This is a genomic window from Exiguobacterium marinum DSM 16307, from assembly GCF_000620845.1.
GTDB classification, from domain to species: Bacteria; Bacillota; Bacilli; order Exiguobacteriales; family Exiguobacteriaceae; genus Exiguobacterium; species Exiguobacterium marinum.
On record NZ_KK211189.1, the window covers coordinates 2339634 to 2353524 of the forward strand.

Genomic DNA, 13891 nt, shown 5'->3' on the forward strand with positions numbered 1-13891 from the left:
CTTGAAAAAATATACATCTATTTCTTTGACATCAGGTAAATGTTTTCGCTTAAGAAGCGTCTCACTTCACTGATGAAATAAAGAGACCCGGTCACAATCAGCGTCTCGCTTGTCGGCGTCTCGATCCAATCGTGAAGCCACTGTTGCCATTCGATAAAGTACGCCCCATCTTTCTCTAGTTGCGCTTTCGTTCTAGCACGCGGAAAGTCGAACGTCGTCTCATACACATCCCCGATTTGCTGGAGGGAACGAACCATCGTGTCGCGGTCTTTATCCTCTAAAATGGCGGTCAGCACGGTCACGTCTGTCTCTTGATTAGCTTGTAAAACTAATGCCTCGATGCCTTCCTGATTATGTGCCCCATCTAAAATAATACGCGGTCGTTTTGATACGAGCTCATATCGTCCCGGGTGTTGCGTTCGCTCGAGACCCGATTGAATGGCTTCTTCCTTCCAACCGAGGTGACGTGCCACCGCCACGGCGCATGCCCCGTTATAGGCCTGATGATGCCCTGTCAATCCGAGCACGACAGGTGGCATGGCTTGATATGTCACGACTGTCTCTGCCCCGTCTTCAATCTTAGTCACGAGCGCACGTGCGTCATGAATTTGTGCATCCAAGGCCTCACCTTTTTTTTGCAACAACTCAATCAACTGGTCCTTCTCGACACTATGGAACATCGGCACACCGCGTTTCATGATGCCATACTTCTCCATCGCAATCTCTTCAAGCGTATCGCCGAGAATGCCTTGATGATCATGTCCGATCGACGTCACGACGGTCGCAAGTGGATGTGTCAACACATTGGTCGAATCGAGTCGTCCCCCAAGACCGACTTCCCAAATGATCAGGGCAGGACGTGTGTCATCAAAATAGCACCATGCCATCATCGTCAATAGCTCGAATTCCGTCAACGTTTCCGGCGCCTCGTCCGCACAAACTTTGACACGGTTCGCCACATCGACGAGCGCATCTTCAGGAATCGGTTCCCCGTTCAACATGATCCGCTCCTCGAACTGAATGATATAAGGTGAGGTGAACGTGCCGACGGATAAGCCGTTCTCCATCGCCATCGCCCGTAAAAACGCGACGGTCGACCCTTTTCCGTTCGTCCCAGCGACATGAACGGACGGCCGTTCTTCCAATCCTAATCGCTCAATCATCCAGTTCATCCGTTCAAGACCTGGTTTGATCCCGAAGCGAAGCTGTCCACTCAACCAATCGAATACGTCTTGTCTCGTCTCCATCTTTCACACTCCTACTATTTACACTTCTGTTTCATCTTATCAAAATTCACGACAGCCGTTATGGAAAACAGTCTGTGCTATACTCGAAGCGAAGAAGGAGGCATGCGCCATGACAACTGACTGGAACTTCGAGGCGACGTACCTCGAACTACGTGACATCTTTTACGACCGTGGTCCCATCCATCCGGTCGACAACCCAACACTCGTCTTGTTTAACGATCCATTAGCCGCTTCACTCGGGCTTGATGCGCATACAGTCAAACAAGACATCGACTTACTTGCCGGCAACCGTCAAACCGAGACGTCGTTCTCTCAAGCATACGCCGGACACCAGTTCGGGAACTTGACGATGCTCGGGGACGGAAGGGCCCTCATGCTCGGCGAACACGTGACTCCGAACGGGAAGCGTGTCGATGTGCAATTGAAGGGCTCAGGACCGACGGAGTACTCCAGAGGTGGCGACGGACGGGCCGCACTCGGTCCAATGGTACGGGAATTCATCATCAGCGAGGCGATGCATGCGCTCGGCATTCCGACGAACCGGGCGCTCGCCGTCGTTCAGACAGGAGAAGCCCTCATGCGACAAGGTCCAAAACACGGAGCCATCCTGACCCGGGTCGCTTCAAGCCATCTTCGTGTCGGGACGTTCCAATTCGCGGCAGGCGCCGGTTCAATCGATGATGTCACCGCGCTCGCGGATGTTGCGATTCATCGTCACGACCCTGATTTGATCGACCTACCGGATCGTTACGAACAGTTCCTCGGTCGCGTCGTCGAAAGACAGGCGAGACTGATCGCCAACTGGCAACTCGTCGGGTTCATTCACGGGGTGATGAATACGGACAATATGTTCATCAGTGGTGAAGGTCTCGATTACGGACCTTGCGCGTTCATGGACACATATCATCCGGAGACCGTCTTCAGCTCGATTGACCGCGAGGGACGATACGCCTATGCGAACCAACCGTATATCGGGTCTTGGAACCTCGCCCGACTCGCAGAGACATTGCTGCCGCTCCTTGGAGAGACGAAAGAAGATGCGGTCGATGTGGCGAACAAACAGCTCACCCGCTATACCGAGCTATATAAAGAAGCGTATTTCACTGGACTCGCGCATAAGATTGGCCTATACGTCCGAAAAGACGGTGACGATGCGCTCACCGATGAACTGCTTCGGTTGATGGTAGAGACGGAGTCGGACTATACGAACACGTTCCGCGCGTTGACGCTCGGTGAGATTGAATCTCTCTCATTCGCAACTCGGGAAGACGGGAAGGCGTGGCTTGGCGCTTGGCGAAAACGTCTGAGTGAGCAAGGTCTCCCGGACAAGGACGTAAGTCGAATCATGCGCCAATACAACCCAGCCGTCATTCCACGTAATTATCACGTCGAAAAAGCGATTCAAGCAGCAGAACGAGGTAACTTCAGTCCGACCGAGTCGCTACTCACGATTTTGCGTGACCCGTATAACTACGACCATCCGTCTGAATATGTGTCGGCAGGTCCCCCACGGACGTATCCGTATCAGACGTTTTGTGGTACATGAACCATCTCGCTTTTGTGAGATGGTTTTTTTGAAACCAATTTTTCATTCATACGTAATATGCAGTGTTCTTATTTGAAAGGAAATGATGATGATGAATGAAATGACACTTGCCTATTGGAATGAATATTGGAAAGAAATTGGATTTCATCCACCGATCGACGTTGAAGCGTTTCAGTTTGGCGATGATGCAAATGCATTGGCAGCACTAGTCGTCTCTGGAAAGAAAACCGCAACATGTTCCGCCCATATACTTTATGAGATAGAGAAGGAACTGCTTCCCTACGTCGGTCAGTACGCCATCGTTCTTGATGCAGCGGAACGACCGGTTGCCATCATTCAAACGACTGACGTCACAATTCAGCCGATGAATGAGGTATCCGAAGAGTTCGCCTTGGCTGAAGGGGAAGGGACGTATGCAGACTGGTGGGAGATCCATGAGCGATTCTTTATCGAATTACTCGGTTCGTATCAATTATCTTTTTCGCCAAGTATGAAGCTTGTCTGTGAACGCTTTATTGTCGTGGACCGATTCAATGAAAAAGAGTGATCGAACGGGAAGATGACCTCGAGTGAAGAATAAATTTTTGATAAAGACCCGAACGTCACTCTTGACGCTCGGGCTGCTCTTTGTTTCGAATTATGGAACGGGAATGATTCGGACGAAGGATCCGGTAGAGAGTCAACGAGTGTCAACAACTCTTCTTCCGAGACATTTCCCGTCACAAGAATCAGTTTGTCTTGGCTGATGTAGTATAATCCATTCCCACTTGGCTGGTTCAATCGATACCGCTCCGCCCCATCGGCATTCTGATTGATCGACTCCCCATCCCCTACACTGAATGCGTCGGTCATCAAAATGGTAACCAATTGCGTCTCATCATACAAAGTCCACAGTTTTACAGGTCGTTCACTATCATCAATTTCACTATCGATTATGTACATCGAATCTTGTGGGAGCGCCAAACCATGTTGTGTTTTTTCAGAAACTTCAGCTATTCCAAAGTGCTTCATTCCACGCATGATCCATTCCCCGTCACGTGAATAGTGATATACCCCAAAGGAAGGCATTTGGTTCGGATGACCAATCGCGATCAATCCGATGTCTCCAACTTTTGCCTCATAGATGACATCCTTTGTTGCAAGGCGTCTTTCTGATCCATCCTTATATTGCAGCGTGATTTGATGAACCACCGTATCTGACAATGATTCGGTCCCTTTTGGTACGTCTTCAACCAGCGTCCCTACCCATTCACTCGTTTCAATTTCCTCTCCACCTGTCTCGACAAACTCCATCTCTTCTGACGGCGTACACCCGACCAATCCTAATACAAGAACACCTATTATCCCGATTCGTCTCATCTCATATCCCCTTTTCCATCCATCTCTCCAAATTCTACCAAAACATAAAAAAAACCTTCTATGGAGAATCAATCTCCAGAGAAGGTTCATGTCTTACTTACGCAACTCTTCCAAACGGGCGCGGACCGCGTCACGCTTGTCGAGGTAGTCTTTTTCTTTTGCTTTCTCTTCGTCGATGACGTGAGCCGGTGCCTTGGCGATGAAGCCTTGGTTTCCGAGTTTCTTCTGCACGCGCTCCACTTCTTTCTCATACTTCGCCACTTCTTTTTCAAGACGGGCGATTTCTTCTTCGAAGTTGATCAAGTCTGCGAGCGGGATGAAGAGCTCCGCACCTGTCATGATCGCTGACATCGACTTGTCCGGAGCCGTGAGGCCACGTCCGATTTCAAGCTCTGTCGCGTTCGTGAACTTGCCGATCGTCATTTCGTTCGCGCTCAAGTAACCTTGTGTCGTATCGTCGCTCGTCGAGATGAAGAGCTGGATCGTTTTCGACATCGGTGCGTTCACTTCGGCACGGATGTTACGAACCGAACGGATGACGTTCATCACAGCTTCAAATGCTGGAACCGAATCTGCGAAGTGAAGGTCGTCACGACGCGTCGGGTAGCTCGCACGAACGATTGAATCGCCTTCGTGCGGCAAGTGCTGCCAAATTTCCTCTGTGAGGAATGGCATGAACGGATGCATGAGACGCATGATCGAATCGAGCGTATGCGCGAGGACCGAACGTGTCGTGTGCTTCGCTGCTTCGTCCTCACCGTAAAGCGTCAGTTTCGCCATCTCGATGTACCAGTTACAGAATTCTTCCCAGATGAAGTTGTACAGGTAACGACCGGCTTCACCAAACTCGTACTTGTCGACGAGGCGTGTCACTTGATCAATCGTGTCGTTCAAGCGCGTCAAAATCCACTTGTCGGCAAGCGTCTTCTCGCCCGTGAGGTCGATGTCTTCCACTTTGAGTCCATCCATGTTCATGAGAGCGAAACGGCTCGCGTTCCAAATCTTGTTCGAGAAGTTCCACGTCGACTCGATCTTCTCCCAATAGAAACGAAGGTCGTTCCCTGGTGTCGATCCTGTGAGGAGGAACCAGCGAAGTGAATCCGCTCCGTATTGGTCGATGACTTCCATCGGGTCAACGCCGTTACCGAGTGATTTCGACATCTTGCGCCCTTCCGAGTCACGGATGAGACCGTGGATGAGCACATCGTTGAACGGTTGCTTCCCTGTGAACTCGAGTGATTGGAAGATCATGCGTGATACCCAGAAGAAGATGATGTCGTATCCCGTGACGAGTGCGCTCGTCGGGAAGTAACGGTTGAAGTCCGGTGCGTCCGTATCCGGCCAACCCATCGTTGAGAACGGCCAAAGTGCTGACGAGAACCATGTGTCGAGGACGTCCTCGTCTTGTGTCCAGTTCTCACTGTCCGCTGGCGCTTCTTTCCCTACATACACTTCTCCTGTCTCGTTATGGTACCAAGCCGGGATGCGGTGGCCCCACCAAAGTTGACGGCTGATACACCAGTCGCGGATGTTCTCCATCCAACGAAGGTATGTGCCTTCGAAGCGTTCTGGGACGAAGTTGACTTTCGTATCGTCGTTTCCTTGTGCCTCGAGTGCCGCTTTCGAGAGTGGCTCCATGTCAACGAACCATTGTTTCGAAAGGTATGGCTCGATGACTGCGCCAGAACGTTCCGAGTGACCGACCGAGTGCGTGTGCGGCTCAATCTTCACGAGTGTGCCGTCCGCCTCTAGGTCTTTGACGAGTTGCTTCCGGCATTCGAAGCGGTCGAGCCCTTCGTAAATGCCTGCGTTCTCGTTCATCTTCCCGCCTTCGTCCATGACGAGGATGCGTGGAAGTTCATGTCGATTCCCGATTTCAAAGTCGTTCGGGTCGTGGGCTGGTGTGATTTTCACGCAACCTGTACCGAACTCCATGTCGACGTAGTCGTCCGCAACGATTGGAATCTCGCGGTTCATGACGGGAAGCATGATCGTCTTGCCGATGAGGTGTGTGTAACGCTCATCTTTCGGGTTGACGGCAACCGCCGTATCACCGAGCATTGTCTCAGGACGCGTCGTCGCGATTTCGATATGACCAGATCCGTCAGCGAGTGGATACTTCATGTGATAGAACGCACCCTCGACTTCTTGATAGATAACCTCGATATCCGAAACGGCCGTCTTTTGAGCCGGGTCCCAGTTGACGATATATTCGCCACGGTAGATCAAACCTTTTTCGTACAAGCGAACGAATACTTCTTGAACGGCCTTTGAGAGCCCTTCGTCGAGTGTGAAACGTTCACGTGAGTAGTCGAGGCCGAGTCCAAGTTTTGACCATTGGTCGCGAATCGTCTTCGCGTACTCGTCTTTCCACTCCCACGTCTTCTCGAGGAATTTTTCACGTCCGAGGTCGTAACGCATGACGCCTTCTTCACGGAGCTTTTGCTCGACTTTCGCTTGTGTGGCGATCCCGGCATGATCCATCCCTGGGAGCCAGAGCACGTCATAACCTTGCATACGCTTGAGGCGTGTCAACAAGTCTTGAAGCGTCGTGTCCCAAGCGTGACCGAGGTGAAGTTTCCCCGTAACGTTCGGTGGTGGGATGACGATCGTGTACGGTTGTTTCGAATCGTCCTCGTCTGCTTTAAATACATCGTTCTCTAACCAGTAGTCGTACCATTTCGACTCCGTCGCACTTGGGTCGTACTTCGTCGGCATGGTGATTTCATTTGTCTCATGGGCCATGTGTAGCGCCTCCTCTATCTTATTGGTGAACACAAAAAACGGCTTCTCTCGTCCTATACGCTAAGGACGAAAGAAGCCGAATCTTCCGCGGTACCACCTTAGTTCGCCAACAAAGTGGCGCACTCAAAATCGAATAACGGTCGATGGACCGAACTTTCCTACTCCATTCAGAAAGTCAGCTCCGAGGCGACTTCCGCGTCCATCCCTCGCAACCTTTCACCAAGCGGTCACGTCTCTAAAAGGAATGAATGATGCGTACTACTCCTCATCAAAGCAATTCATCGTATCTGTTAAATAATTGTAGCGACAGAAACGTCAGCAGTCAAGATTAGAGTGAAAACTCTTCTTGAAGCTCCTTGAATGTCGCTTCGACCGCTGCGATCGTCTTCTCGATATCCTCATCCGTGTGAGCCGTCGAGAGGAATAAGCCCTCGAACTGTGACGGTGGCAAGAATACGCCACGTGCTGCCATCTTCTGATAGTACGAGCGGAACATCTCAAGATTCGCCGATTTCGCTTTTTCGAAGTTCGTCACTTTCTCGTTCGTGAAGAAGAAACCAAACATTGAGCCGGCACGGTTCGTATCGTGCGGGATGTTGTATGTTTCACCAGCCTGCGTGAATCCTTCGGCGAGACGGTCTGCCTTACGCTCGAACTCGGCGTAATGCTCAGGTTTCAGTTGCGAGAGTGTCGTATAACCGGCAATCATCGCGAGTGGGTTACCCGAGAGCGTACCCGCTTGATAGATCGGACCTTGCGGTGCAATCTGTTCCATGATTTCACGTTTTCCGCCGTAAGCACCGACCGGAAGTCCGCCGCCGATGACCTTACCGAGACATGTGAGGTCCGGTGTGACGCCAAAGTAGCCTTGGGCACAATTATATCCGACTCGGAAGCCTGTCATGACCTCGTCAAAGATGAGGAGCGCGCCGTTTTGTTCCGTGATTTCACGGAGTCCTTCGAGGAACCCTGGTTGTGGTGGCACGAAGCCCATGTTCCCTGCTGCGGGTTCAACGATGACACCGGCGAGATCGTCACCGTACTTCTCAAAGACGACGCGGACTGCGTCCAAGTCATTGTAAGGAACGGTGAGTGTATGGCTTGCGAGTTCTTTCGGTACACCCGGTGAGTCCGGGAGACCAAGTGTCGCGACACCAGACCCTGCTTTAATGAGAAGTGAATCACCGTGTCCGTGGTAGCATCCTTCGAACTTCAAAATCTTTGTCTTTCCTGTATAGCCGCGTGCGAGACGAAGTGCTGCCATCGTCGCTTCCGTACCCGAATTGACCATACGGACCATCTCAATCGATGGGACACGGTCGATGACGAGTTCTGCCATCTTCGTCTCAAGCTCAGTCGGCGTCCCGAACGTCCAGCCTTTTTCAGCTTGTTCTTGGATCGCTTTCGTGACGACAGGGTCACGGTGACCGAGGATGAGTGGTCCCCATGAGAGGACGTAATCGATATACTCGTTGCCGTCGATGTCATAGACGCGTGAACCTTCACCGCGTTCAGCGAAAATCGGCGTCATGCCGACCGACTTGTAGGCACGGACCGGGCTGTTGACACCGCCTGGCATGAGTGGACGGGCTTGTTCGAACGCTTCTTGTGAGCGCGTTTGGTTATATGTCATGCGTAGTCTCCTTCCAAATAGCGACAGACGTCTTTTGCGAAATAAGTGACGATGAGATCTGCACCGGCACGTTTGAATCCGACCATCGTCTCCATGACGATGCGTTCTTCGTCGACCCAGTCGTTGAGTGATGCAGCTTTAATCATCGCATACTCTCCGCTCACGTTATACGCCACGATTGGCATATCGAGTGAGTCGCGCATGTCACGGATGATATCCATGAACGCGAGAGCCGGTTTGACGATCATGAAGTCGGCACCTTGCTCCACGTCCGATTGCGACTCGCGGAACGCCTCGCGACGGTTCGCCGGGTCCATCTGATATCCTTTACGATCGCCTTCACCTGGAGCCGATTGGGCTGCGTCACGGAACGGTCCGTAATAAGCAGACGCATATTTGACGCCATAGCTCATGATCGGGATATGGCTGAATCCGTTTTGGTCGAGACCTTCACGGATGGCTGCAACGAATCCGTCCATCATCGAACTTGGTGCGATGATATCGGCACCCGCCTGCGCTTGTGTGATTGCTGTCTGGACGTGAAGTGGAAGTGACGCGTCGTTATCGACGTCCCCGTCCTTCACGAGGCCACAGTGACCTGTCGACGTGTACTCACAGAGGCACGTATCGGCGATGACCGTGAGCTGTGGCGCCCACTCTTTCACTTTACGGATTGCTTCTTGGACGATGCCGTGGTCGTGATACGCTTCACTGCCTTCCGGGTCTTTATGTTCTGGTACACCGAACAAGAGCACGGATTGAAGACCGAGGTCGACGATTTCTTTAATTTCTTCTTCGAGTCGGTCAAGTGAATAATTGAAGACGCCAGGCATCGAGCTGACTTCACGTTTAATGTTAGTCCCTTCAATGATGAAGAGCGGGTAAATCAAATCTTCTTTTCGAACATGATTTTCACGTACGAGGGCACGCATCGACTTCGATGAGCGAAGACGACGGTGACGGTCAAACTGGTTCATGAAAAATCCTCCCCTACACACTGTATTAATGCATCCATAGTATAACATTCTGGCACTCGGACCGGTAACGTCGACACTTGTCGTACGGCACGCTCGGTCACTTCGCCAATGGCGTACCATGTCCCGTTAAAGTGGGACAGATGGGGTACGAGTGCATCGACGGCCGACGGGCTCAAAACGAGCAGCGCCTTCACCGTCTCGAGTTGATGTTGTTGCACCGGTGTCAGTTGGACAGGGATTGTCTCGTAGACGACCCAGTCATATACATGAGGCAACATTGTCATATGGGATGTATTCGCCAAATTGCCGCGCGCGAACAAAACGATGTCATCCTTTGAGGCGACGTCACGCAACTGCTGAAAGAGTGCCTCACCGGTAAATGTTTCCGGCATGAGCGTGACAGTATAGCCTTCTGCTTCAAGTGCTCGTTTCGTCTTCTCTCCTACAGCGGCGACTTTCACGTCCCGCGTCAAATCTCGAAGTGCGGGTACCGCGTTTTGACTCGTGACGACGAGCCAGTCGAATCGTTCTAAGGGTGGTGGTACATGCGTTTCTCTCGTTTGAATAAGCGGGACATGATGAACGGAAAGACCGCTCGCCTCGAGCAGCGCCCGTTGCGAAGCGGTCATTCGTTTCGTTCCCGTGTACCAGAGGTCACTCATTGACCGAGGCGAGGATTTCGCGTCCGCCACGTTCAAGCAATTCTTCTGCGACGTCCAGTCCGAGTGCAATCCCGTCCGTTGAGGTTTTTGTCGTACGAAGCACTTCTTTTCCGTCCACTGACGCGATGAGGCCTGTGAGTGTTACGTCGTCACCGTCGACGGTCGCGTAACCACCGACCGGTACGTGACAACTTCCTTCAATCGCTTTCAAGAAAGTACGTTCCGCTGTCGCAGCTTTCGCCGTCACATCATCATGCAAGAGTTGAAGCACTGCCGTCACTTCTGCATCGTCCTTACGGCTCTCGATGGCAAGCACACCTTGTCCTACTGCAGGTACCATCAAATCTGGGTCGAGCGCTTCAAAGTCGACACGATCCATCCATCCCATCCGTTCAAGCCCTGCTTTCGCGAGCAGGATGGCGTTATAGTTCTCCGAATCCAATTTTTTCAGACGAGTATCGATGTTTCCGCGAATCCATTGAATCTCAAGGTCGGGACGTGCCGCCAAAATCTGTGCCCCACGACGGAGAGAGCTCGTTCCGACGATCGCTCCTTTCGGAAGTGTGTCGAACGTATAGCCATTCTCACAGATGAGAACGTCACGAGCGTCAACACGTTTCGGCATACAGCTGATATAGAGTTCTTCCGGAAGCTCAGCCGGAACATCTTTCATACTGTGTACGGCGAAATCGATGTCCCCATCAATCATCTGTTGTTGAATCTCTTTGACGAACAGACCTTTCCCACCGACTTTCGAAAGTTGGACGTCGACGATTTGGTCTCCTTTCGTCACAATTTCTTTAATTTCAAATTCGTTTTTTGCTCCAGCTTGCTTCAATTGATCGATGACCCATTTCGTTTGGGTCATGGCGAGTTGGGAACGGCGTGAGCCGACAATAATTTTCCGCATGTTGAGTCTCTCCTTCATAGAAAAAGGCGACACATGTCGCCTTTTTGTCTTGTTAGCGCATCAATGCGCGAAGTGGTGCTTTGGCAGAAGTAGCATCTGTTTCTTCCACTTCTTCTATTGATTGCTTTGGTAACTCGACATCGAGGTCGAATGTTTCGACAAACTGGGCGATCCGAACGTTTGCATCCGGCTGTGCCGCAGCGTCTTTAATATAGTCAATCGGGTCACGAAGCATTTGGTTAATGATTGACTTCATATGCTTCCCGATGACTTTTTTGTCTCGCGCAGACAAGTGGTCTAGCTTTCGCTCTAGACTTGTCATCGTGTCTTCTTGAATATCAAGGGCGCGAGCACGTAATTCATTCATGATCGGCACGACTCCAAGTGTGACGAGCCATGTTTGGAACTCTTGAATCGCTTCATCAATTTTCATCTCAATTTTCTCAGCTTCGATGAGACGTGCCTCAAGATTTTTGTTGACGATTCCATTCAAATCATCGACATCAAACAAATGAACACCCGGAAGTGTCGCGACCGCTGGATCGATATCTCGCGGCACAGCGATGTCAATGAGAAGAAGTGGACGTTCACGGCGTAACAGTTGGGCCGCCGCCACATCGTCATATCCAATGACGGCATCTTTCGCTCCGGTCGAACTGATTAAAATATCGGCATCAAGTAATCCACACGCGATTTCACGAATGGAATGAGCACGACCTTTAAATTTGTCTGCGACGGCTTTCGCCTTACTCTCTGTTCGGTTGAAGACGGCGATTTGTTTGGCACCCGCTTCGAACAAGTTGAGTGTCGTGAGTTCACCCGTTTCTCCGGCTCCGACAACGACGACTTGTTTGTCTTCAAGCTGTTGATACATCTCTTGTGCGAGCGTCACGGCAGCCGAGCTGACCGATACAGACATTTCCCCAATTTGTGTGTCCGTATGGGCGCGCTTGGCGAGTGTGACCGCTTCTTTAAACAATTTGTTGAAGACGGTTCCCGTCGTTCCATACTCTTGGGCACGGAAGAAACTTGTCTTCACCTGACCTAAAATTTGTGTTTCCCCGATGATCATCGAGTCAAGGCCCGATGTGACACGGAACAGGTGACGAATCGCCTCTTCCCCTTCTCGAATCGACAAGTAAGGTGTGAACTGCTCCATCTCTAAATTGAACCAGTTCGCCAAGAAACGTTTCGTGTAATAACGTCCCGTATGGAGTTGATCTGTCACGACGTACAACTCCGTCCGGTTACACGTAGACAAAATAACTGACTCGAAAATGCTCTTCTCTTCGCGAAGTGCAATCATCGCATCCACGATTTCTTGCTCCCCAAACGAGAACTGCTCTCGAATCGCGACAGGGGCTGTCTTGTTATTTAGTCCAACGACGACAATATGCATGTATCTCTTCCCCTCATCTAAAATCCACCGACGGTTGTCTCTTCTTTTTCAATCTCTACGGTACATTATAGCAATTTTTATCTAGGAACTATAATCTTCTGTTTGATTTTCCTGAAATAAAATAAGAACTTTTTGTGACAAAAAGAAGTAGAAATGGAGAAACTCCATTTCTACACTCTTTCTTATGAATTTGGCGCGTTTGGCTCCGTAATTATCGTACTTTCCGTCTCTTCACTTTCTAAATATTGTTCGCGTTCCCTTAATTTATAGATGCGAACGATATTCTGAACAACTGTTTTAGCAACCGCATAGAACGGTACAGCAATGAGCATCCCGATAATACCTGCCAAATTCCCGGCTACAAGCAAGACGATGATAATCGTCAGTGGGTGCACTTTCAAGGACTTCCCTTGAATGAGTGGCGAGATGACGTTTGACTCTATTTGCTGAACGATGATAATGACGACGATGACCCAAAGAACTTTAATCGGATCTTGAATGAACGCCACAATGACCGCCGGAACGGCACCTAAAAACGGTCCGACATACGGGATGATATTCGTCACCATCATAAAGAGCGCAAGCAAGATGGCGTAATCTACGTCGATAATTAAAAGACCGATGAACGAGGTGATCCCGACGAAGAACGCGACGAGTAATTGTGCATTCACATAGTTTCGGACCGTTTCGTGCATATCGTGCAAGATATGGCGTGTTTCTTTTTCATAATTCGACGGGAGCAGTTTGACAATCGCATCGGGCAGACGTTTACCGTCAAGCAACATATAGAGAAGCATGAACGGGATGACGACGATTGTGATGACGGCTGACGTCACAAACCCAACCACTTGACCGAATGACGATGCGATATTTCCGAACAAATCTCCTAAGTACGAGGTAATGTTTGTCGTCAGGTTGCGGAACACCTCATCGTTTTGCGCCATGAAGCGCGATAAGAATTCGTTTTGCATCAATGTATCACGAACAGCGAAAGCCTGTTGCTGAAGTTCTTTTGCGATACTTGGCATTGCATTGACTAAAGATGTGATCTGTTCCCCTAACACAGGACCTAAACTACTAAAGACGATCGTAAAGATGAGGACGAGACCGATCAATGTAATCGCGACCGCTAATGGTCGTTTTCCTTTTAAACGCTTCTCTAAAAAATCGACGATGCCGACCAAGAAATAAAAGAAGAGTCCTGCCACAATGAGCGGTACGGTAACTAGTGCCAAAATAACTTGGACCGGCTCAAACACAAATGAAATCTGTGTTCCGACCCAAATAACTAAAAAGATGGTCAGCGTCCAAAAGAGGGCGCGGTACCATTTGCTTTCAAACATGCGTTGCATCTCTCCACCTCATTTACAATTATGACTATGTACTAACTATGATTATACGATAATTACCCGC

11 protein-coding genes and 1 other annotated feature are annotated in these 13891 nt (G+C 50.3%); of the genes, 2 read left to right on the forward strand and 9 right to left on the reverse strand.

Translation table 11 applies throughout. The features are described 5' to 3' along the window. Positions 1 to 17: 17 nt before the first annotated feature. Positions 18 to 1247 carry a bifunctional folylpolyglutamate synthase/dihydrofolate synthase gene (locus tag P400_RS0112395; protein ID WP_026826504.1) on the reverse strand — a complete coding sequence of 410 codons (1230 nt, stop codon included), beginning with the start codon at positions 1245 to 1247 and terminating at the stop codon, positions 18 to 20. Between the two features lie 109 nt (positions 1248 to 1356). Between P400_RS0112395 and P400_RS0112400 the strand changes: the two genes are divergently transcribed. Together P400_RS0112400 and P400_RS0112405 are read left to right on the forward strand one after the other, a co-directional pair. After that, positions 1357 to 2793: a protein adenylyltransferase SelO gene (locus P400_RS0112400; RefSeq protein WP_026826505.1), complete on the forward strand. Its 1437-nt coding sequence runs from the start codon at positions 1357 to 1359 to the stop codon at positions 2791 to 2793. Positions 2794 to 2884: 91 nt separating this feature from the next. Continuing rightward, entirely contained in the window at positions 2885 to 3340 is a 456-nt protein-coding gene (locus P400_RS0112405) for an ASCH domain-containing protein (RefSeq protein WP_026826506.1), read from the forward strand. On the opposite strand, the gene P400_RS0112410 is transcribed toward P400_RS0112405, so the two are convergent. The 8 genes from P400_RS0112410 to P400_RS0112445 all read right to left on the reverse strand — a co-directional run bounded on the left by P400_RS0112410 (position 3262) and on the right by P400_RS0112445 (position 13830). Then, positions 3262 to 4152: a hypothetical protein gene (locus P400_RS0112410; RefSeq protein ID WP_026826507.1), complete on the reverse strand. Its 891-nt coding sequence runs from the start codon at positions 4150 to 4152 to the stop codon at positions 3262 to 3264. The genes P400_RS0112405 and P400_RS0112410 overlap by 79 nt on opposite strands. A 93-nt stretch (positions 4153 to 4245) precedes the next feature. Further along, the gene (locus P400_RS0112415) at positions 4246 to 6897 is read right to left on the reverse strand and encodes a valine--tRNA ligase (RefSeq protein WP_026826508.1); all 2652 of its coding nucleotides are present in this window, start codon (positions 6895 to 6897) and stop codon (positions 4246 to 4248) included. A gap of 59 nt (positions 6898 to 6956) precedes the next feature. Further along, positions 6957 to 7178, reverse strand: a binding site (T-box leader). A 47-nt stretch (positions 7179 to 7225) separates the two neighbouring features. After that, positions 7226 to 8530 carry a glutamate-1-semialdehyde 2,1-aminomutase gene (gene hemL / locus P400_RS0112420; RefSeq protein ID WP_026826509.1) on the reverse strand — a complete coding sequence of 435 codons (1305 nt, stop codon included), beginning with the start codon at positions 8528 to 8530 and terminating at the stop codon, positions 7226 to 7228. Continuing rightward, positions 8527 to 9507 (reverse strand): porphobilinogen synthase, encoded by a 981-nt coding sequence (gene hemB, locus P400_RS0112425; protein ID WP_015881120.1) that lies wholly within the window; start codon positions 9505 to 9507, stop codon positions 8527 to 8529. Before hemB ends, hemL begins: the two co-directional genes overlap by 4 nt. Beyond that, entirely contained in the window at positions 9504 to 10136 is a 633-nt protein-coding gene (locus P400_RS0112430; RefSeq protein WP_026826510.1) for a uroporphyrinogen-III synthase, read from the reverse strand. Before P400_RS0112430 ends, hemB begins: the two co-directional genes overlap by 4 nt. 25 nt (positions 10137 to 10161) lie before the next feature. After that, positions 10162 to 11079 (reverse strand): hydroxymethylbilane synthase, encoded by a 918-nt coding sequence (gene hemC / locus P400_RS0112435; protein ID WP_026826511.1) that lies wholly within the window; start codon positions 11077 to 11079, stop codon positions 10162 to 10164. Between the two features lie 52 nt (positions 11080 to 11131). After that, positions 11132 to 12478: a glutamyl-tRNA reductase gene (gene hemA / locus P400_RS0112440; RefSeq protein WP_026826512.1), complete on the reverse strand. Its 1347-nt coding sequence runs from the start codon at positions 12476 to 12478 to the stop codon at positions 11132 to 11134. A 182-nt stretch (positions 12479 to 12660) separates the two neighbouring features. Further along, positions 12661 to 13830 carry an AI-2E family transporter gene (locus P400_RS0112445; protein WP_026826513.1) on the reverse strand — a complete coding sequence of 390 codons (1170 nt, stop codon included), beginning with the start codon at positions 13828 to 13830 and terminating at the stop codon, positions 12661 to 12663. Between the last annotated feature and the right edge of the window lie 61 nt (positions 13831 to 13891).

Excerpts from the sequence above, each read along its gene's own strand:
- P400_RS0112395 (WP_026826504.1), bottom strand. The coding sequence starts at position 1,247 with ATGGAGACGAGACAAGACGTATTCGATTGGTTGAGTGGACAGCTTCGC.
- P400_RS0112400 (WP_026826505.1), top strand. The coding sequence starts at position 1,357 with ATGACAACTGACTGGAACTTCGAGGCGACGTACCTCGAACTACGTGAC.
- P400_RS0112405 (WP_026826506.1), top strand. The coding sequence starts at position 2,885 with ATGAATGAAATGACACTTGCCTATTGGAATGAATATTGGAAAGAAATT.
- P400_RS0112410 (WP_026826507.1), bottom strand. The coding sequence starts at position 4,152 with ATGAGACGAATCGGGATAATAGGTGTTCTTGTATTAGGATTGGTCGGG.
- P400_RS0112415 (WP_026826508.1), bottom strand. The coding sequence starts at position 6,897 with ATGGCCCATGAGACAAATGAAATCACCATGCCGACGAAGTACGACCCA.
- hemL (WP_026826509.1), bottom strand. The coding sequence starts at position 8,530 with ATGACATATAACCAAACGCGCTCACAAGAAGCGTTCGAACAAGCCCGT.
- hemB (WP_015881120.1), bottom strand. The coding sequence starts at position 9,507 with ATGAACCAGTTTGACCGTCACCGTCGTCTTCGCTCATCGAAGTCGATG.
- P400_RS0112430 (WP_026826510.1), bottom strand. The coding sequence starts at position 10,136 with ATGACCGCTTCGCAACGGGCGCTGCTCGAGGCGAGCGGTCTTTCCGTT.
- hemC (WP_026826511.1), bottom strand. The coding sequence starts at position 11,079 with ATGCGGAAAATTATTGTCGGCTCACGCCGTTCCCAACTCGCCATGACC.
- hemA (WP_026826512.1), bottom strand. The coding sequence starts at position 12,478 with ATGCATATTGTCGTCGTTGGACTAAATAACAAGACAGCCCCTGTCGCG.
- P400_RS0112445 (WP_026826513.1), bottom strand. The coding sequence starts at position 13,830 with ATGCAACGCATGTTTGAAAGCAAATGGTACCGCGCCCTCTTTTGGACG.